This is a genomic window from Nonomuraea sp. NPDC049607, from assembly GCF_040675375.1.
Lineage (GTDB): Bacteria > Actinomycetota > Actinomycetes > Streptosporangiales > Streptosporangiaceae > Nonomuraea.
Window position 1 is genome coordinate 84,153 of record NZ_JBFAOV010000019.1, and the last position, 18,053, is coordinate 102,205.

Below are 18,053 nucleotides of genomic sequence, written 5' to 3' on the forward strand. Positions count from 1 at the left end.
CCGGGTTCTCAGCCCTTGATGGCGCCGGTGAGGACGCCCTTGGTGAAGTACTTCTGGAGGAAGGGGTAGGCGAGCAGGATCGGCACGAGCGCGATGATGAGCACCGCCATCTGCACCGATGAGGCGGGCAGGTCGCGCACGATCGCGACGTCCGAGCCCGTGGCCGCGGTGCCGCGGAAGATGAACTGCCGCAGCACGACCTGGATGGGGTGCTTGGTCTGGTCGTTGATGTAGAGGATGGCGTTGAAGAACGTGTTCCAGTACGAGACCGCGTAGAACAGGCCGACGACGGCGATCACCGCCTTGGACAGCGGGAGCGCGATCCGCCACATCATGCGGAACTCGCCGCACCCGTCCATGCGGGCGGCCTCGAACAGCTCCTCGGGCAGGTTCTGGAAGAACGACCTGACCACGACCACGTTGAACGCGTTGACCAGCACCGGCACGATGAGCGACTGGTAGGTGTCGATCATCCCGAGTTCCTTGACCATCAGGTAGCTCGGGATCATGCCGGGCGTGAACAGGAACGTGGCCAGCACCATGAGCAGGATCGGCTTGCCGCCGAGCATGCCGCGCCGCGACAGCGCGTAGCCGAGGAAGACCGTGCAGATCAGGCTGAGCGCGGTGCCGGTGAGCGTGATGCCGATGCTGATCAGCACCGACCGGGTGACCGCGCCGCCGGACAGGATCAGCGAGTACGCCTCGAACGTGGGGTGCGAGGGCCAGAGCACGTAGCTGCCGCCGTTGGCGATGCTCTCGGCGCGTCCCATCAGGCTCGTGCCGACGGCCAGCCCGAACGGGTACAGCACGACCACGGTGATCGCGGTCAGCACGACGAACTTGAGCGTGCGCCCGGCGACGGTCGGGCGCTCCATCCACGGCGGCCTCATCGATAGATCCCTTGCTCTCCGAAGCGGTGCGCGAGCTTGTTCGCCGCGTAGATGAGCGCCGCGCCGATGAGCCCCTTCATGAGGCCGGCCGCGGTGCTCATGCCCCAGTCGCCGTCCCGGATGCCGTGGTAGTAGACGTAGGTGTCGATGACCTCGGCCGCTCCGGCGCCCACGGCCTCCCGTTGCAGGACCATCTGCTCGAAGCCGACGGACAGGATGTCGCCCAGGCGCAGGATGAGCATCATGAGGATGACCGAGCGGATGCCGGGCAGCGTGACGTGCCACAGGCGGCGTTTCCAGTCGGCGCCGTCGATCGCGGCGGCCTCGTACTGGCTCATGTCGATCGCGGTGATCGCGGCCAGGAAGATGATCGTGCCCCAGCCGCAGTCCTTCCAGATCACCTGGGCGGTCACGAGGAGCTTGAAGGTGTCGGCGTTCGACATCAGGTTGCCGATGGTGACGCCGTGCGAGTTCAGGAACGAGCTCACCGTGCCGGCCCCGCCGATTACCTGCTGGAACATCGCCACCACGACCACCCACGACAGGAAGTGCGGCAGGTAGACGACGGTCTGGATGAACCGCTTGACGCGGTGGCCGATCAGGGAGTTCAGCAGGAGCGCGAGCGCGATCGGGGCCGGGAAGTAGAGGACGAGCTGCAGCGCCGTGATCTGCAGGGTGTTGCCGACCGCGCTCCAGAACTCGGGCTCCTCCAGCAGCATCACGAAGTTGTCCAGGCCCACCCAGGGGCTGCCCGCGATGCCGAGGAACGGCGCGTAGTCCTTGAAGGCGATGACGTTGCCCAGCAGCGGCACGTAGAAGAAGGCCACGAAGTACAGGACGCCGGGCAGGCACAGGGCCAGCAGCGTCCAGTCGCGCTTCAGCCGCTCAAGCAGGGTGACAGCGGCCACACGCTCACCTCCAGTCGGGTCGGGATTGGCTGGAGGCTAGTACCGATTTATGCAAATAACTAGCTTAAATCGAGCAGATCTACGCATGACCTCTGGATCGATGTCACTCAGCGACATGGCCGTGACAGAACAGTGACCTAATTAACCAAGAAAGCTACGTAAAGAGCAGCCGATTCGCCTGGTCGAGGGCAAAGCGGACAGCACCCAGCGTGATGCACTCGCTGCCCAGCCCCGACGCGACCACCTCCGGCGGATAGAGGCAGTACTCCTCGAACACCTCGCGCACCGGCTCGACCAGCAGGTCTCCGGCTGAGGACAGGCTGCCGCCGATGACCACCATGTCCGGGTCGAGCGGATTGACCACCGTGATGAGCCCGGCGGCCAGGCCGCGCGCCAACTCCCTGACCGCCCGGCCCGCCCGCTCGTCGCCGGCGCGGGCCCTGGCGATCGCGAACTCGGCGCTCTGCCTGCTGGAGCGCAGCTCGCCCGGCTCGACGGCCATCGCGTACTCCAGGACGTGCCGGAAGGCCGTCCAGTTGTTGTGCGGCTGGGCGCCGATCTCGCCGCCGGCCGCGTGCGCCCCCCGGTACGGCCGGCCGCCGATGAGCAGGCCCATGCCGATGCGGTCGCCGGTGAACAGGTAGACGACGTCGTCGCGGCCCTGGGCGGCGCCCCGCCAGTGCTCGGCGAGGACGGCCAGGCGCATGTCGTTCTCGACGAGCACCGGCGCGGGGATGCGGGCCGACAGCTCGCCCTGGAGGTCGATGCCGGTCCAGTCGGACAGGGCGACGCTCTTCACGACGCGCCCGGAGCCGTCGACCGTGCCGGTGGTGCCCACGCCGACGACGGTGACGTCCGCGAGCGCCAGCCCGGCCTGGGCGGCGGTCGCCGAGGCGAGCTCGACGATCTCGTCCAGCCGCTCGGCGGCGGGCATGTCCCGGTGGTTGGGCGCGCGGCGGGTGACCGTGATCGTGCCGTTCAGGTCGGCCAGCATGGCACGCAGGCTGGAACCGCCGATGCCGACGCCCAGCACGTGCCCCGCCGAGGCGCGGAACCTGAACCGCTTGGCCGGTCGCCCTCGCTGACGGTCACCGGCCTCCTCCTCGCACTCCTCCGCCCAGCCCTCGGTGACCAGGTCGTCGACGATGACCTCGGCCGTCGGCCTGGACACCCGGGCCGCCCTGGCCAGCTCCGACAGCGTGGCCACGTCGGCCTCGCGCAGCACGCGCAGGATGGCCGCCGAGTTGAGCTTGCGCAGGAGCGAGGCGTCGCCGCTCTGCTGTCGCACCGATACCTCCGAGTCGACGGGCAGGTCATCTACAAGCTTATTTCGTAATTGTGCCTGGTCCCGCTGCCGCGTGAAGCTGAGCTGTGGGGGCACTTAAGAATCCCTCGATGGACAGGTTCCGAGGGGAGCGGGCACAGTGCGTTAGGTTCGGAACAGGGGGAAGTGAATCGATGAAAGCGCTGGTCAAGCAGAAGGCCGAGCCCGGCCTTTGGCTGGTGGACGTGCCGGAGCCCGAGGTTCGGCCGGGCGAGGTGAAGATCCGGGTGCTGCGTACCGGCATCTGTGGCACCGACCTGCACATCCGCAAATATGACGACTGGGCGCGGCACACGCTGAAGCTCCCGCTCGTCGTCGGACACGAGTTCAGCGGCCACGTGGTCGAGGTCGCGCCCGGTGTGGAGGACATCGCCGTCGGCGACCTGGTGAGCGGCGAGGGCCACATCGTCTGCGGCAAGTGCCGCAACTGCATGGCCGGACGCCGCCACCTGTGCCGCAACACGGTCGGCCTCGGCGTGAACCGGGACGGCGCGTTCGCCGAGTTCGTCACCCTGCCCGCCTCGAACGTGTGGGTGCACCGGGTGCCCGTTCATCCCGACGTGGCGGCCATCTTCGACCCGTTCGGCAACGCCGTGCACACCGCACTGTCCTTCCCCCTGGTCGGCGAGGACGTGCTGATCACCGGCGCCGGCCCGATCGGCCTCATGGCCGCGGCCGTGGCCACGCACGTCGGCGCGCGCAACGTGGTGATCACCGACGTCAGCGACGAGCGCCTCGACCTGGCCGGCAAGCTCGGCGTCTCGCTCGCGCTCAACGTCTCCAGGGCGTCGATCGGCGAGGGCGTGCGCCAGCTCCACATGCGGGAGGGCTTCGACGTCGGACTGGAGATGTCCGGTAACCCAGGGGCCATGCGAGACATGATCGCGAACATGACGCACGGAGGGAAGATCGCGATGCTCGGTCTTCCCGCCGAGGAGTTCGCCGTCGACTGGGCGACCGTGGTGACCTCGATGCTCACGATCAAGGGCGTTTACGGCCGGGAGATGTACGAGACCTGGTACAACATGTCAGTCCTGCTGGAAAAGGGGCTCGACCTCTCCCCCGTGATCACTGATCGGTTTTCGTACCACGACTTCGACGCCGCCTTCGACACGGCCGCGAGCGGCCGTACGGGCAAGGTCATCCTCGATTGGAGCGCTTGATGTTCACGAACGTGCGCGAGCAGCTGCGTACGACGCTCGACGAGATCACCGAGGCCGGGCTGCTCAAGCCCGAGCGGGTGATCACCACCCCGCAGAGCTCCCAGGTCGGCGTGGCCGGGCGCGAGGTGCTGAACTTCTGCGCCAACAACTACCTGGGCCTGGCCGACAACCCCGAGGTGGTCGAGGCGGCCAAGCAGGCGCTCGACCGCTGGGGCTTCGGCATGGCGTCCGTGCGGTTCATCTGCGGCACCCAGGAGGTGCACAAGGAGCTCGAATCGCGCCTGTCGGACTTCCTGGGCATGGAGGACACCGTCCTCTACAGCTCGTGTTTCGACGCCAACGGCGGCGTCTTCGAGACCCTGCTCGACGCCCAGGACGCGGTGATCTCCGACGCGCTCAACCACGCGAGCATCATCGACGGCATCCGGCTGTCCAAGGCCCAGCGCTTCCGCTACGCCAACCGTGACATGGCCGAGCTGGAGGCCAGGCTCAAGGAGGCGTCCGACGCCCGGCGGCGGCTGATCGTCACCGACGGCGTCTTCTCCATGGACGGCTACCTCGCCCCGCTGCGCGAGATCTGCGACCTGGCCGACCGGTACGACGCCATGGTCATGGTGGACGACTCCCACGCCGTCGGCTTCGTCGGCCCCACCGGCCGCGGCACGCCCGAGCTGCACGGCGTGACCGACCGCGTCGACATCATCACCGGCACCCTGGGCAAGGCGCTCGGCGGGGCCAGCGGCGGCTACGTCTCGGCCCGCAAGGAGGTCTGCGAACTGCTGCGCCAGCGGTCGCGGCCGTACCTGTTCTCCAACTCCCTGGCCCCCGTCATCGCGGCGGCCTCGCTGCGCATCCTCGACCTGCTGGAGACGTCCGGCGAGGCGCGCGAGCGGCTGCGCTCGAACACCGCGCGCTTCCGCGGCGAGATGACCAAGGCCGGGTTCGACATCCTGCCGGGCGATCACCCGATCGTGCCCGTGATGATCGGCGACGCCGGCGAAGCGGGAGCCATGGCCGAACGCCTCCTCGACCTGGGCGTCTACGTGATCGGCTTCTCCTACCCGGTCGTCCCGCACGGCCAGGCCAGGATCAGGGTGCAGCTCTCGGCCGCCCACTCGGCCGAGGACGTCGACCGGGCCGTGGCGGCGTTCGTCCAGGCTCGCCAGGGTTGAGTATTCTCGCTGCGTGATTGACACGCGGCGGCTTCGCACACTGCGGGCGGTGGCCGACCACGGCACGGTCACCGCCGCCGCGGCGGCGCTCCACCTGACCCCTTCGGCGGTCTCCCAGCAGCTCGTGGCTCTGGAGCACGAGGTGGGCCACCGGCTGTTCACGCGTGACGGCCGGGGCGTGCACCTCACCGCCGTGGGCAAGATCATGGTGGGGCACGCCAACGAGGTGCTGGCCCAGCTCGAACGCGCCGAGGCCGAGGTGGCCGCGTACACCACGGGCGAGGCCGGCGAGGTGACCGTGGCCTGCTTCGCCACCGCGATCAGCGCCGTGCTCTCCCCCGCCATCGCCGCCCTGCGCGCGACCGCGCCCGCTCTCAAGGTCCGGGTGCTCGACGCCGAGGGCGACCACAGCCTGGCCATGCTGCTCGACGGCGGGGCCGACCTGGCGGTGACGGTCGAGTACCGGGGCGGGCCCGACGCCGCCGACCGCCGGCTGTCGCGCATCCCCCTGTACGCCGAGCCGTTCGACCTGGTCCTGCCCGAGGGGCATCCGGAAGCGGGGTCGGCCACGCTGGTGTCGCTCGCCGCCGACACCTGGATCGGCCCCTACCCGGGCAATCCCGTGCACGACGTCATCACCTTCGCCTGCCAGCAGGTGGGCTTCACGCCCAACGTCGTCCACTGCTCCGACGACTTCCGGGCCGTGGTGGCGCTGGTGGGGGCCGGGGCGGGGGTGGCGCTCGTCCCGCGGCTGGCGCTCCGGGACATGGCGCTGACGGGGGTCGTGGTGCGCCACACGCCGGGGCCCGACCGCCGGGTCTTCGCCGCGACCCGCCGGGGCTCCGACGCACACCCCCTGCTCCTCCCCCTGCTCTCCGCCCTGCGCACGGTCGCCGCCTCCCTCACCTCCGACTGACCACCCCCGGAGGGCCGCCCCAGGGCCGTCGCGACCTTGTGGAAGGCCGGGGCGGCGCTCTGCCGCCCTCCGGACGGGGAAGATCGGCGATCTTGGGGTTAGCGTGGGCGTATGGGGATGGATATGCCGTATCGGGGCCTGTTCAGGATGCCGGGGGTCGGGGCGCAGGCCGTGTTCGGCTTCCTTTCCCAGCTCACGCAGCAGGTCGCGCCCGTGGGGATGGTCCTGGTCGTGCAGGCGGCGACCGGGTCGCTGGCGCTCGCCGGGACGTGCGCGGCGGCGTTCTCGGTGGGCGCGGGCATGGGCAGGCCCGTCCAGGGGCGGCTGATGGACCGGCGCGGCCCTCGGGCGGTGCTCACGGCGACGGCGTTCCTGCACGTCGCCGGGCTGATCGCACTGGTCGCGGCGGCGGCGGGCGGCTGGCCGGCGTGGACGTTCGTGGCGCTGGGCTGGGTCGCCGGGGCCGGGCTGCCGCCGATCTCGGTGAGCATGCGCGTCGAATGGGGGCGGCAGGTCGGCGACGACGCCCGTACGGCCGTCTACAGCCTGGTCTACCTGGTGCAGGAGCTGGCCATGCTGGTCGGGCCGCTGCTGTTCGGGCTGGTGATCGCGGCGGCCTCGTCCTCGCTGGCGCTGGGGGTGGTGGCGGTGGCCGCGGGGGCGGGCACGCTGGCCTTCTCGCGGGCGCTGCGGGCCGACGGGACGGCTCCCGTACGGGAGGGCGGGCGGGTCTTCGCCGACCGCGGGATGCTGGTGCTGCTGGCCGTGGTGCTGCTGCTCGGCGGGACCATGGGCGCGCTGCAGGTGGGGGTGCCCGCGATGGCCGCCGCCCGGGACGTGCCCGCCGCCACCGGGCTGCTCGTGGCGGCGCTCTCACTGGGCGGCATCGCCGGGGCGGCCGGGTACGGGGCCCGTACGTGGGCGTCCCCGCCGGCGGCGCGGCTGGTGGGGTTGCTGCTGGTGCTCGGGGTCGTGCTGGCGCCGCTGGCGATGGTCGGGGCGTTGCCGGCGTTCTGGGCGGTGCTGTTCGCCGGGGGGCTGGTGCTGAATCCGGCGCTGACGACGTCGTCGCTGCTGGTGGACCGGTTCGCGCCCGGGGCCCAGGGGGAGGCGTTCGGGTGGTTGTCCACGGCCATGGGGATGGGCGCCGCGGCGGGATCGGGGGTGGCGGGGGTGGCCGGGCAGTGGTCCGGGGCGTCGGCGCCGTTCCTGGTGAGCGCGGCGTCCGCCCTGCTGGGCGCCCTGCTCGCGGTCCCACTGCTCGGTAGGAGAAAAGCGTGACGGCGGTCAGGAGCGGGCTGTGGTGACGGCGTCCGTGAATCGGGTGTAGCGGTCGAGTTCGGCCGTCACGGGGTCCAGCACGTAGTTCTCGGCGACCTCGCCGATGGCGGTACGCAGGGCTCGCGCCGTACGTCCGGCCCTGCGCCGCCCGCCCGCCCACGCGGCCAGTCGGGACAACAGCGCGATCATCACCCCGGCCAGCGCGCCGCCCGCCAGCAGCACGGTCGGCCACGGCACCGCGCCCAGGGTGGGGAGCGGCGGCTGCGGCAGGCGCAGGTAGTCCATCCCGAACAGCACGCCCAGCCACAGGGCGCCCGCCGCCATGGCGGCGAAGACGACCCACTGCAACACGTTCACCATCCGCCACCACCGCGGCCTGCGGGTGGTCCCGGCGGTGGTGCGGCCCACGGCCCGGTCGACCGCGTCGGCCAGTTCCGGGGAGCGCGAGCGCGCGGCCTGCCGCACCGCCGCCGCCCACGGGCCGGGCAGGTCCGCGGCGGCCGCCTCGCCGACGTCCCTGATCGCCGTCTCGACCTGCGTGCGCTGTACGGCCGACGCCGCCGGCACCGACGTACGCCCCACGATCTCCTTGTCCGGCCGTCCCACCCCGATCCTGAGCCTGCGCAACGGGTCGGGCCGGAACCTGCGCAGCCACCGGGTCACCGGCCAGCCGGTGGCGACCACGGCACGGTGCCGGTGCCCCTTGGCCACGGCCTCCAGGACCAGCGGCACCCCGGCGGCCTGGGAGAGCGCGCCCGTGAGCCGCCGGTCCAGCCCCGCCACCCGCTGGGCGCCGGGGCCGGGCGGCGGGCCGGCCACGGCCAGGTGGCCGGCGGCGGTGGTGACGTCGGCGGCCAGGCGGGCGGCCCACGACTCGCGCCGGGCGACCCGGTCGGCCAGGATCGAGCGGAGCTCCGGCAGGCCGGCGCCGGTCCTGGCGGAGACCGGCAGCACCGGAACGCCCGCGAGCCCGTCCTCCTCCAGGAGGCGGCGCAGGTCGGCCACGCAGCGTTCCACAGCCTGTGGAGGCAGGCGGTCCACCTGGTTGAGCACCACCAGCATCACGTCGCGATGTCCGGCCAGCGGACGCAGGTAGCGCTCGTGCAGCGCGGCGTCGGCGTACTTCTGGGGGTCGACGACCCAGACGAGGAGGTCCACCAGCGCCACCAGGCGGTCCACCTCAAGGCGGTGGGAGAGCCGGATCGAGTCGTGGTCGGGCAGGTCGAGGAGGACGAGACCGGACGTCCCCGGCGCCTCGGCGGCGGAGTGGCGGCGCGGGACGTCGAGCCAGTCCAGCAGCGGACCGGCGCCCTCGCCGTCCCACAGGGCGGCCTGGGCGGTGGAGGTCGTGGGCCTGGTGACGCCCACGGCGGCCAGTTCCTCGCCGGCCAGGGCGTTGTAGAGGGAGGACTTGCCGCTGCCCGTCGCGCCGGCGAGCGCGGCCACGGTGTGGTCGACCGAGAGGCTGCGGCGTGCGCCGGCCCGTTCCGCGACGGCCCGCGCGGCGGACACGTCCTGCTCGGGGAGGCGTCCCTCGGCCAGTTCGGCGGCCTCCAGCAGGGCGGCCAGCCGGGCGTCGAGCGAGGGCCCCTCCTTGCGGCGCAGCAGCTTCACGGCCCCTCCGCACGGTCGGGAGCGGGCGACTCGGCCGTGGGACCGTCGGGAGCGGGCAGCTCGGCCGTCGGACCGTCGGGAGCGGGCAGCTCGGCTGTCGGGGCCTCAGGGGCGGGGAGTTCGGCCGTGCGGGCGGTGGGGGTGGGGAGTTCGGCGCGGTGGTCGTGGATCGCGCGGGCCGCCGCGCGCAACGCGTCGGCCGTGCCCCTGGGCGGTTCGACGGTCTCCAGCCGGGCGGTGAAGCGGGCGGCCTCCTCCGCCAGCAGCACGCGCACCCGTTCCCGCAGATCCTCGCGGGCCCGCGTGGTCAGCGAGCGCACGGCCTGGTCGCCGAAGACGGCCTCCAGCAGCTTCTGCGACAACACGCTCGTCCCGCCCGCGATGCCGACCTCGATCCCGGTGAGCCCGCCGGTCGAGGCGAACACGGCCAGCATGAGCAGCAGCCCCGCCCCGTTGACCCCGAACGACGCGAGCCGCGCCGTGGTCCGCTTCTCCGCCCCCTCCTCCCGTACGAGGTCGAGGACGAACTCCTGCCAGCCGCGCACCGCCGCCTCGGCCCGCCTGCCCAGGTCGGGAGAGGCCCGGCCGAGCCGCGCGGCCTCCATGGCGCCGAGCCGGTCGAGCAGCCCGCCCCCGCCGGGCGCGGCCGACCACCCTTCGAGCGCGCGTTCAGCCGCGCCGTCGGCCGCGCCCCTGATCAGCGACTCGACGCCGCTCTCCAGGGCGTCCTTGAGCTCGACGGCGGGGGCGCGGCCGGTGAAGAAGCCGACGATCCGGTCACGCAGCCACCCGACCCGGCTCTCCAGGGACCGCATGAGGTCGCCGGTGCCGATGAAGTCCTGCCAGCGGGCCAGCACCTCGCCGCGCAGCAGGGAGCCGTCGCGCATGCCCTCGTCGAAGTCGGCCATGCCGCCCGCGTACGCGCCGGTCACGATCGTCCGCAGCCCGTCGAAGGCGGCCTGCTGGCGCTCGACGGCCGTGGCCAGCGCGGGGACGCGGGTGTCCAGGCTGTCCAGGGCGCCCGACAACGTCTGGCGTACGACCCGGGACCGTTCGGCGGCGTCGGCGGCCAGCCCCGTGAGCCAGGAGACGATGGGCCGCACCGACTCCTCCGGCAGCCGCGCCTTCTCGTCGGGCAGCGCGGCCTCCGGCACGGTGAACAGCCGGGTGCCCGACAGGCCGTTCTCCGCCAGGAGGCGGTCGAGGTCGCGGGAGACGGGCTCGACGGCCTCGGGCGCGATCCGGTCGAGGACGACGGCCAGGGCCGTGCTGCGTTCGCGGGCCGAGCGCAGGAAGCTCCAGGGCACCTCGTCGGCGTACCGGGCGGCGGTGGTGACGAACAGCCACAGGTCGGCGGCGGCGAGGAGCTGCGCGGCGAGCTCCCGGTTGGAGGTCACCACGGAGTCGATGTCGGGGGCGTCGAGCAGCGCCAGCCCGGCGCCGAGCGCGTCGGACACGACCACGCGCAGCGAGCCGGCACCGCCGGCAGCACTGGCACCACTGGCACCACCGGGCCTCCCGGGGCCGCCGGTGGCGCGGGACAGGCCGGGCAGCACGTTCTGGCCCGTGAACCAGTCGCGGTCGGCCGGGCTGACGACGAGCGTGGGCACCAGCGTGGTGGGCCGCAGCACGCCCGGCTCGGCCACGTCGGCTCCGACCAGCGAGTTGACCAGCGTGGACTTGCCCGCCCCGGTGGACCCGCCGACGACGGCCAGCAGCGGCGCGTCGATCGCCCGCAGCCGCGGCAGCAGGTAGTCGTCGAGCTGGCCGGTCAGCTCGCGCAGGGCACGCCGGTCCGCCGCGGCCTCGCCGATCGCCAGCGGGAACAGCTCGCGATCGAGCGGGCGGCGCAACGACTCCAACGCCCCCAGCAGCTCCATAGGTGCCAACCCCGCTTCCCGCGGTACGCCGCTCGACACCTCGCGCCCGCAGGTCCACGCTACGGTGAGCGCGCCGGGACGGTCCACAGCGCGTGGCCGCGGGCCGGGGATCAACCGGCGGGCGGCGGCTCCCTGAGCACGTACCCGACGCTGCGCAGGGTGTGGATCAGGCGGGGCTCGACGTCGTCCACCTTGCGCCGCAGGTAGGAGACGTACGACTCGACGACGCCGGCGTCGCCGCCGAAGTCGTAGTTCCACACGTGGTCGAGGATCTGCGCCTTCGACAACACCCGTCCGGCGTTGACCATGAAGTAGTGCAGCAGCTTGAACTCGGTCGGGGACAGCCGGACCTGGCGGCCGGCCCGCCAGACCTCGCGGGCGTCCTCGTCCAGCTCCAGGTCGGCCACCTTGAGCCGGCTGACCGGCGCCCCCTCGGTCCTGGTACGCCGCAGCACCGCCCGGATCCTGGCCTGCACCTCCTCCAGGCTGAACGGCTTGGTGACGTAGTCGTCGCCCACCCGGAGACCGGCGATCTTGTCCTCGGTGGCGTCCCGGGCGGTGAGGAACAGCACGGGCGCGTCGATCCGTCTGGCCACCTCGAACCCGTCCAGGTCGGGCAGCATGACGTCGAGCACCACCAGGTCGGGCGCGGCGCGTTCGGCGACCTCCACGGCCTCCTGCCCGTCGGCGGCGGTCAGCACCTCGAACCCGGAGAAGCGCAGGCTGGCGGAGAGCAGGTCCCTGATGCTGGGCTCGTCGTCCACCACCATGATCAACGCCTCGCGGACCTCGGGTTTTGTCACGATTCCAGGGTGGCTCAGGCACCTGAGGGTTAGCTGAAGGCTCACTCCAAGGCGAGTGGGAGTTCGACCCTGAAGGTCGATCCCTCCTCCGGCGAGCTGGTCAGCGTCACGGTCCCGCTGTGGGCCCGGACGAGCGCCTGCACGATGGCCAGGCCCAGCCCGCTGCCGCGGTCCTCGGAGGAGCGGCGGCGGCTGCGCGCGGAGTCGGCGCGGTAGAAGCGTTCGAAGACCCGCTCGACCTGCTCGGGGGGCAGGCCGGGGCCGCTGTCGGCGACCTCGGTGAAGACCGTGTCGTCGGTCGCCCCGGCGCGTACCACGATGGGCGTGCCGGGCTCGGTGTGCACGATGGCGTTGGTCATGAGGTTGCTGATGACCTGCCGCAGGCGCACTTCGTCACCGGAGACGATGAGGGCCGCGCCGCCGACCACGTCCAGCTTCACCGTACGGTCGGGCGCGAGGATCCGGGCGTCGTGCACGGCATCGGCGACCAGGGCCAGCATGTCCACCGGGCGCATCTGCAGCGGGCGCTGCTGGTCCACCCTGGCCAGCAGCAGCAGGTCGTCGACCAGCAGGCTCATGCGCCCGGCGGCCTTCTCCACGCGCTGCATCAGCTCGGCGGGGTCGGCGCCGGGGTTCTGGCGGGCGTACTCGGCGAAGCCGCGGATCGAGGTCAGCGGGGTGCGCAGCTCGTGGGACGCGTCGCCGACGAACTGGCGCATGCGGTCCTCGGAGCGGCGGGCCGCCGCCTCGGACGCCGAGCGCGCGGCGAAGGCGGTCTCGATCTGCGCCAGCATGCCGTTGAGCGACTTGGCCAGGCGGCCCACCTCGGTACGGGGGTCGGCGTCCGGCACCCGGCGGCCGAGCTCCCCACCCGCGATGGCCTCGGCCGTGCGCTCGATCTGCCCGAGCGGCCGCATGCTGCGGCGGACGATGGTGACGCCCGCGACCGCCAGGATGAGCAGGATGCCGCCGCCGCCGAGCAGCTCGATCAGCACGAGCCGCCGGGTGATGGCGTCCACCTCCTCCAGGTCCACGGCGACGACCAGCGTGCGCCGCTGGAGCACGCTCTGCAGCACCCGCCACTCTCCGTCGCCGCCGACGGCGGGCGCGGTGTAGGCGTCGCCGCCGGGCGATCCGCGCAGGACGGGCTTGGGCTTGGCGTCCACGTCGCGGTCGCGCAACATCGGGACGAACTCCTCGCCCGGCTCCTTGACCAGCGCGATCGCGTCGGACTCGATGAGGATCGGGCGGTCGGGGGTCTCCCTGTCCCGACGCCAGTCACTCATGACCTTCTTGTGCATGCGCACGCTGAGCAGGTTGAGCTGGCTGTCCACCCGGTCCATGAGGTAGCCGTGCAGCACCGAGACGCTGACCAGGCCGACGAAGGTCATGCCGCAGCCGAGCAGCGCCAGCATCACCGCGATCAGCTTGACCCTCAGCGGCAGGGCTCTCATCAGGGGCTCGGTGGCAGGCGCAGCACGTATCCGACACCCCGCAGGGTGTGGATGAGCCGGGGGCTACGGTTGTCGATCTTCCTGCGCAGGACGGACACGTACGACTCCACGATGCCCACCTCGCCCCTGAAGTCGTAGTCCCATACGTGGTCGAGGATCTGGGGCTTGGACAGCACGCGGCCGGCGTTCGTCATGAAGTAGCGCAGCAGCTTGAACTCGGTCGGCGAGAGCGAGACGGCGTGGCCGCCGCGCCAGACCTCGTGGCTCTCCTCGTCCAGCTCGATGTCGGCGAAGGTCAGCCTGGGCGGCGCGGCCTGCGCGTCCCCGCTCGTGCGCCGGAGCACCGCGTGGATCCTGGCCACGACCTCCTCCAGGCTGAACGGCTTGGTGACGTAGTCGTCGCCGCCGATCGTGAGCCCGCGGATCTTGTCCTCGGTCTCGTCGCGGGCGGTCAGGAACACCACGGGCGTGTGCAGCCCGCCGCTCCGCATCCGCCGGACGATCTCGAAGCCGTCCAGGTCGGGCAGCATGACGTCGAGCACGACGAGGTCGGGCCGGTGCCGTTGCACGGCGCTGACGGCGTCGAGGCCGCTCTTGGCCGTGGTCACGTCGAAGCCCGCGAACCTCAGGCTCGCGGCGAGGAGTTCGAGGATGTTGGGGTCGTCCTCGACTATCAGCAGGCGTGATTCCATCACATCCAAGGATGCCCTCATCGGGACAGTGCTGGAACAATTCCGGCAATATGCCGGGCAATTGCCAGACTCGACGTCGCCGCGGGCGAAGGGGCGTTGCGGACCAGGACCACGCCGCCCTGGACGTCGACCACGAAGTCGTCCACCAGCCGCCCGTCCCTGGCGACGGCCTGGGCCCGGACGCCGCCACCGGTCCTGACGAGGTCGGCGGCGGTGAGCTCGGGCACGTACCGGCGGGCGGCCCTGACGAAGGCGCTCTTGACGACGGAGCCGTAGACCTCTTTGATCCCGGTACGCCAATGGGCGCGAGCCAGGCGAAGCGTTCCCGGCCAACGCATAATTTGACCGAAATTTCGTACATCTCGCCATCTGTAGCCTTCGTAGGCCAGGGCCAGCACCGCGTTCGGCCCCACCAGCACCTCGTCGTCGATGTGCCTGGTCAGGTGCACGCCCAGGAACGGGTAACGCGGGTCGGGCACCGGGTAGATCAGCCCGCGCACCAGCTCCTTGGCCGCCCCGGCCAGCGCGTAGTACTCGCCCCGGAACGGCACGATCCGCACGTCCCCCGGCGCCCCGGCCATCCTGGCGACCGCGTCCGTGCCGAGCCCGCCGCAGACCACCAGCCGGTCGAAGGTGAACCGCCGGCCGCCGGCCAGCACCTGGACGCCCTTCGACGTCTCGCGGATCGCCCGTACGGGGTGCGACAGGCGTACCGAGCCGCCCATCCGCGCCACGTCGAGCGCCAGCGCGCGGGCGACGGCGGGGAAGTCGGCGATGGCGGTGTGCGGCGAGTGGATCGCGGCGACGCCGACCGCGTGCGGCTCGATCTCGCGCAGGCCGAGGGCGTCCAGCTCGGCGAGGCCGGGCACGCCGTTGGCCCGCGCCCGCTCGGCCAGCGCCCGCAGCGGCGCCCGCTCGGCCCGCGTACTGGCCACGACCAGCTTGCCGACCTCGCGGTAGGGCAGCCCGTGCTCGGCGCAGTACGCCTTGAGCAGCGCCACGCCCTCCCGGCACAACCTGGCCTTGAGCGAGCCCGGCGGGTAGTAGATCCCGGCGTGCACGACGCCGCTGTTGTGCCCGGTCTGATGGGCGCCGACGCGCGGCTCCTTGTCCAGCACGGTCACCTCGGCGCCCCGGGCGGCGGCCAGCTCGCGCGCCACGGCCAGCCCGACGATCCCCGCCCCGACGACACCGATCTTTTCCGTCACACACTCGATTTTCCTGCCAGAGGCCGCCCTGCCGCCATACCTGGGCGAATCGAACATGAGTACGATGACCTCATGTACGTCCCGCCAGAGTGGCCCGCCGAGGTCCGCCCGCCCAGCGTCCCCGACTGGGAGACCTCGGCGGTGGCCTGGCTGCTCGACGCGGTGCCGCCCGACTACCGGGCCTACGAAGTGCTGAGGCGGCACCCGGTGGCCCTGGCCTTCATGGCCAGGCACCACGTCCGGGCGGCGGTCGAGGCCGCCCGCGCGGGCTATCGCGGCGCGGCCGTCGATCTCAAGGGCCACCTGCCGCCGCACGCCGTCGAGGCCGTGCTCGACACCTACCGCCAGGAGGGGCCGCGGCTGGTGCGCCTGTCGCGCTCGATCGAGGTGGTCGAGCGCGCGCTGCGCGGCGACATGTTCACCGCCACCATGCGCAACCCCTGACGGCTCAGCGGGTGCGGCGCGCGATGAAGGTGATCACGCCGGTCGCCCCCGCGGCCGCGGCCAGCCAGATCAGCACGTCCTTGGCCGTCAGGCCGCTCGGCTCCGCGGCGTCGGACGGGCGCGCGCTCTCCTGCGCGGCGACGGGCTTCGGCGTGGGCGTGGCCTGGGCGCGCTCGGGGAGCGGCACCCGGTAGACCGGGCTGTTCGGGCCCTCGGAGCCGACCAGCAGGGCCTTGCCGTCGGCGGTGTAGGCGACCGACTCGGCCTGCCGCAGCTCCGGCATGGTGACCCTGGCGAGGGTCTCCCCCGAGGGCCGGTAGAGGGTCGCCGAGAAGTACGTGCGGATGACGTAGGAGGAGCCGTCGGGGGCGTAGGCGGCGTCCGTGGCCATGATCGGGGCCGCGGCGACCCGGCGCAGCACGTTGACCTTGTCGGTGCGGAGCTTCTTCGGCGCGGCGTAGACGGACCCGGAGAACTCCTTGGACACGACGTAGAGGCGGCCGGTGCGCGGGTTGATCATGATGCCCTCGGCGTTGCGGCCGCCGCCGGCGTAGCGGAAGCGGTAGCGGGTGGCCGGCAGCGTGGCGTCCCGGAGCGTGCGCGGCTCGGCGACCTTGTAGATCGACACGTCGGGCCAGGCGCCGTCGAGGTTGTCGCCGATGTCGGCGAACCAGAGCGTGCCCTGCCCGGTGACGGGGTCCTTGGTCGCGGCCATGGCCTCCCAGTCCCGGGCCTCGGCGCCGCGCAGGTGGAAGGTGGCCTTCGTACGCCCGTCGGGGCCGACCGCGTAGAAGACGGGGGCGGCGGAGCTGTCGTTGTGGGTGTAGAAGACGTTCTGGTGCGTGGGCGACACGGCCAGGCCGCTCGACTCGGTGATGTTCCGGTCCTTGAACGTGAACAGCTTCTCCGGCCCGTCGTCGTCCGCCCACGCCGGAGCCGCCGACAGCGCGAACGTCGCCGCCACGGCGGCCAGCACCCGGAACACGACAACCCCCACCTCGCCATCATGCCCCACGACTCGGCCCGGGACGCTCAGGCCACCGCCTCGGCCGTGCCCACGCGGGCGCTGTGGCGGCGGAACCCGGCCCCTTGGAGCACCAGCAGCAGGCCGTTGGCCGCCGCCATGGCCACCCAGAGCCCGGTGATCCCCCACGTCCGCGCCACCGGCACGGCCGCCGCCAGGAGCGCGCCGTAGCCGAGGACGAAGTAGGCCAGGCTCGCCCCGGACCTCTTCAGCGCGGTCAGCCCGACACCCTGCACGGCCTGCGCGGCGTCGGCCAGCGACGACAGCAGCATCAGCGGCAGCAGCCCGAGCGCCCGCTCGCGTACGGCCACGTCGCCGGTGAACAGCCCGAGCACCTCCTCGCCGAACAGCAGCAGCGCCAGGGCGGCGGTCAGCGTGCCGGCGACGGCGAGCAGCGCGGCGGTGCGGTTGGCCCGGCGAGCCCCGGCCGGGTCTCCGGCACGGGCCACCTCGGGCACCGACGCCTGCGCCACCGACAGCGAGGCCATCATGATGAGGCCGGTGAGCGTGGTCAGCACCGCGTGCGCGGCGGTGTCGCGGGCGCCGGTGGTGCTCGCGGCGAACGTGACCACGCCGAGCACCCCGAACTTGATCAGCACGGTCGCCGCCAGCGGCACGCTGACCCTGGCCAGCCGGACGATCTCGGCCGTCCGGGGCCGCGCCTGCCCGATCGGCCGCCCGAGCGTGCGGCGCAGGTTGAGGCTCGCCACGACCGCGGCCGCCACCCCGGCCGCCACCCAGGCCAGGCCCACGCCGTCGAGCCCGAGCCGCGGCGCCAGCAGCGCGGTCAGCGCGCTCAGCACCAGGCCGAAGGCCAGGTTCGCCCACAACACGTCGCGGCTGCGGCCGAGCGCCACCAGGATCGTGCTCGCGCCGCCGGTGGAGGCGAAGACCAGCAGGTAGGCGGCGAGGAGCCAGGGCAGCAGGCCCAGCTCGCCGACCACCTCGCCGGGCACCCCGCTCACCCGCGCGAGCGCCGGCACGCAGAGCACCGCCACCGCTCCCAGCGTGCCGGTGGCCAGGCTGAGCCAGCGCGCGTCCCGGACGACGGGCACCGCCGCGCCCGGATCGTCCCGGTACGGCGCCACGAACGGCCCGAGCCCCCGCAACGCGCCCTGCACGGCGGCGGTGGCGGGATTGAGCACCGCCGTCATCACCGCGAAGGCCGCCAGCGCGACCGTCTCGTGGTTGCCGAGCACGGACGTGACCACCAGCGTGCCCACCATGCCCGTGACCATCGCCAGGAAGATCGGCAACGCGGCGCGGAGGAGAACGATCAC

General features: G+C 72.5%; 16 protein-coding genes. 5 read left to right on the forward strand and 11 right to left on the reverse strand.

Annotation, left to right across the window (positions count from 1 at the left end; translation table 11 throughout):
• Positions 1-8 precede the first annotated feature (8 nt).
• From AB0J97_RS31575 to AB0J97_RS31585, 3 genes are all read right to left on the reverse strand, one after another.
• Positions 9-890: a carbohydrate ABC transporter permease gene (locus AB0J97_RS31575; RefSeq protein WP_357696545.1), complete on the reverse strand. Its 882-nt coding sequence runs from the start codon at positions 888-890 to the stop codon at positions 9-11.
• Complete coding sequence (locus AB0J97_RS31580) at positions 887-1,798, reverse strand: ABC transporter permease subunit (RefSeq protein WP_352325034.1); 912 nt, start codon at positions 1,796-1,798, stop codon at positions 887-889. Before AB0J97_RS31580 ends, AB0J97_RS31575 begins: the two co-directional genes overlap by 4 nt.
• A 154-nt stretch (positions 1,799-1,952) precedes the next feature.
• A complete protein-coding gene (locus tag AB0J97_RS31585) occupies positions 1,953-3,086 on the reverse strand; it encodes an ROK family protein (protein ID WP_357696547.1) in 1,134 nt (377 codons plus the stop codon).
• A gap of 170 nt (positions 3,087-3,256) precedes the next feature.
• On the opposite strand from AB0J97_RS31585, the gene tdh reads away from it, so the two are divergent.
• From tdh to AB0J97_RS31605, 4 genes are all read left to right on the forward strand, one after another.
• On the forward strand, positions 3,257-4,285 hold the full coding sequence (tdh, locus tag AB0J97_RS31590; RefSeq protein WP_357696549.1) for an L-threonine 3-dehydrogenase: 1,029 nt from the start codon (positions 3,257-3,259) through the stop codon (positions 4,283-4,285).
• On the forward strand, positions 4,285-5,457 hold the full coding sequence (locus AB0J97_RS31595) for a glycine C-acetyltransferase (protein ID WP_357696551.1): 1,173 nt from the start codon (positions 4,285-4,287) through the stop codon (positions 5,455-5,457). The genes tdh and AB0J97_RS31595 overlap by 1 nt, the downstream gene beginning before the upstream one ends.
• A gap of 13 nt (positions 5,458-5,470) precedes the next feature.
• Positions 5,471-6,373, forward strand: coding sequence for a LysR family transcriptional regulator (locus AB0J97_RS31600; RefSeq protein WP_364095357.1), 903 nt, complete (start codon positions 5,471-5,473; stop codon positions 6,371-6,373).
• A gap of 123 nt (positions 6,374-6,496) precedes the next feature.
• Positions 6,497-7,654, forward strand: a complete 1,158-nt coding sequence (locus AB0J97_RS31605; protein ID WP_364095360.1) for an MFS transporter — start codon at positions 6,497-6,499, stop codon at positions 7,652-7,654.
• Positions 7,655-7,660: 6 nt separating this feature from the next.
• Here AB0J97_RS31605 and AB0J97_RS31610 read toward each other — a convergent pair whose 3' ends face one another.
• The 6 genes from AB0J97_RS31610 to lhgO form a co-directional block, all read right to left on the reverse strand.
• Positions 7,661-9,268, reverse strand: a complete 1,608-nt coding sequence (locus AB0J97_RS31610; protein WP_364095363.1) for a YfjP family GTPase — start codon at positions 9,266-9,268, stop codon at positions 7,661-7,663.
• Positions 9,265-11,148, reverse strand: coding sequence for an ABC transporter (locus tag AB0J97_RS31615; RefSeq protein ID WP_364095366.1), 1,884 nt, complete (start codon positions 11,146-11,148; stop codon positions 9,265-9,267). The genes AB0J97_RS31610 and AB0J97_RS31615 overlap by 4 nt, the downstream gene beginning before the upstream one ends.
• A gap of 110 nt (positions 11,149-11,258) precedes the next feature.
• Positions 11,259-11,918 carry a response regulator transcription factor gene (locus AB0J97_RS31620; protein ID WP_357696674.1) on the reverse strand — a complete coding sequence of 220 codons (660 nt, stop codon included), beginning with the start codon at positions 11,916-11,918 and terminating at the stop codon, positions 11,259-11,261.
• Between the two features lie 74 nt (positions 11,919-11,992).
• Complete coding sequence (locus AB0J97_RS31625) at positions 11,993-13,405, reverse strand: HAMP domain-containing sensor histidine kinase (RefSeq protein WP_364095369.1); 1,413 nt, start codon at positions 13,403-13,405, stop codon at positions 11,993-11,995.
• Complete coding sequence (locus AB0J97_RS31630) at positions 13,405-14,097, reverse strand: response regulator transcription factor (RefSeq protein ID WP_357696563.1); 693 nt, start codon at positions 14,095-14,097, stop codon at positions 13,405-13,407. Before AB0J97_RS31630 ends, AB0J97_RS31625 begins: the two co-directional genes overlap by 1 nt.
• A gap of 17 nt (positions 14,098-14,114) precedes the next feature.
• Positions 14,115-15,305, reverse strand: a complete 1,191-nt coding sequence (gene lhgO / locus AB0J97_RS31635; RefSeq protein WP_364095372.1) for an L-2-hydroxyglutarate oxidase — start codon at positions 15,303-15,305, stop codon at positions 14,115-14,117.
• A gap of 72 nt (positions 15,306-15,377) precedes the next feature.
• On the opposite strand from lhgO, the gene AB0J97_RS31640 reads away from it, so the two are divergent.
• Positions 15,378-15,749 carry a hypothetical protein gene (locus AB0J97_RS31640; RefSeq protein WP_357696567.1) on the forward strand — a complete coding sequence of 124 codons (372 nt, stop codon included), beginning with the start codon at positions 15,378-15,380 and terminating at the stop codon, positions 15,747-15,749.
• 4 nt (positions 15,750-15,753) lie between these two features.
• Here AB0J97_RS31640 and AB0J97_RS31645 read toward each other — a convergent pair whose 3' ends face one another.
• Positions 15,754-16,746, reverse strand: coding sequence for a hypothetical protein (locus AB0J97_RS31645; protein WP_364095376.1), 993 nt, complete (start codon positions 16,744-16,746; stop codon positions 15,754-15,756).
• A 35-nt stretch (positions 16,747-16,781) separates the two neighbouring features.
• Positions 16,782-18,053: an MATE family efflux transporter gene (locus tag AB0J97_RS31650; RefSeq protein WP_364095379.1), complete on the reverse strand. Its 1,272-nt coding sequence runs from the start codon at positions 18,051-18,053 to the stop codon at positions 16,782-16,784.

Coding starts and splice junctions, on each gene's coding strand:
- AB0J97_RS31575 (WP_357696545.1), bottom strand. CDS start 890: ATGAGGCCGCCGTGGATGGAGCGCCCGACCGTCGCCGGGCGCACGCTC.
- tdh (WP_357696549.1), top strand. CDS start 3,257: ATGAAAGCGCTGGTCAAGCAGAAGGCCGAGCCCGGCCTTTGGCTGGTG.
- AB0J97_RS31595 (WP_357696551.1), top strand. CDS start 4,285: ATGTTCACGAACGTGCGCGAGCAGCTGCGTACGACGCTCGACGAGATC.
- AB0J97_RS31605 (WP_364095360.1), top strand. CDS start 6,497: ATGCCGTATCGGGGCCTGTTCAGGATGCCGGGGGTCGGGGCGCAGGCC.
- AB0J97_RS31615 (WP_364095366.1), bottom strand. CDS start 11,148: ATGGAGCTGCTGGGGGCGTTGGAGTCGTTGCGCCGCCCGCTCGATCGC.
- AB0J97_RS31620 (WP_357696674.1), bottom strand. CDS start 11,918: ATGGTGGTGGACGACGAGCCCAGCATCAGGGACCTGCTCTCCGCCAGC.
- AB0J97_RS31625 (WP_364095369.1), bottom strand. CDS start 13,405: ATGAGAGCCCTGCCGCTGAGGGTCAAGCTGATCGCGGTGATGCTGGCG.
- AB0J97_RS31630 (WP_357696563.1), bottom strand. CDS start 14,097: ATGGAATCACGCCTGCTGATAGTCGAGGACGACCCCAACATCCTCGAA.
- AB0J97_RS31640 (WP_357696567.1), top strand. CDS start 15,378: ATGTACGTCCCGCCAGAGTGGCCCGCCGAGGTCCGCCCGCCCAGCGTC.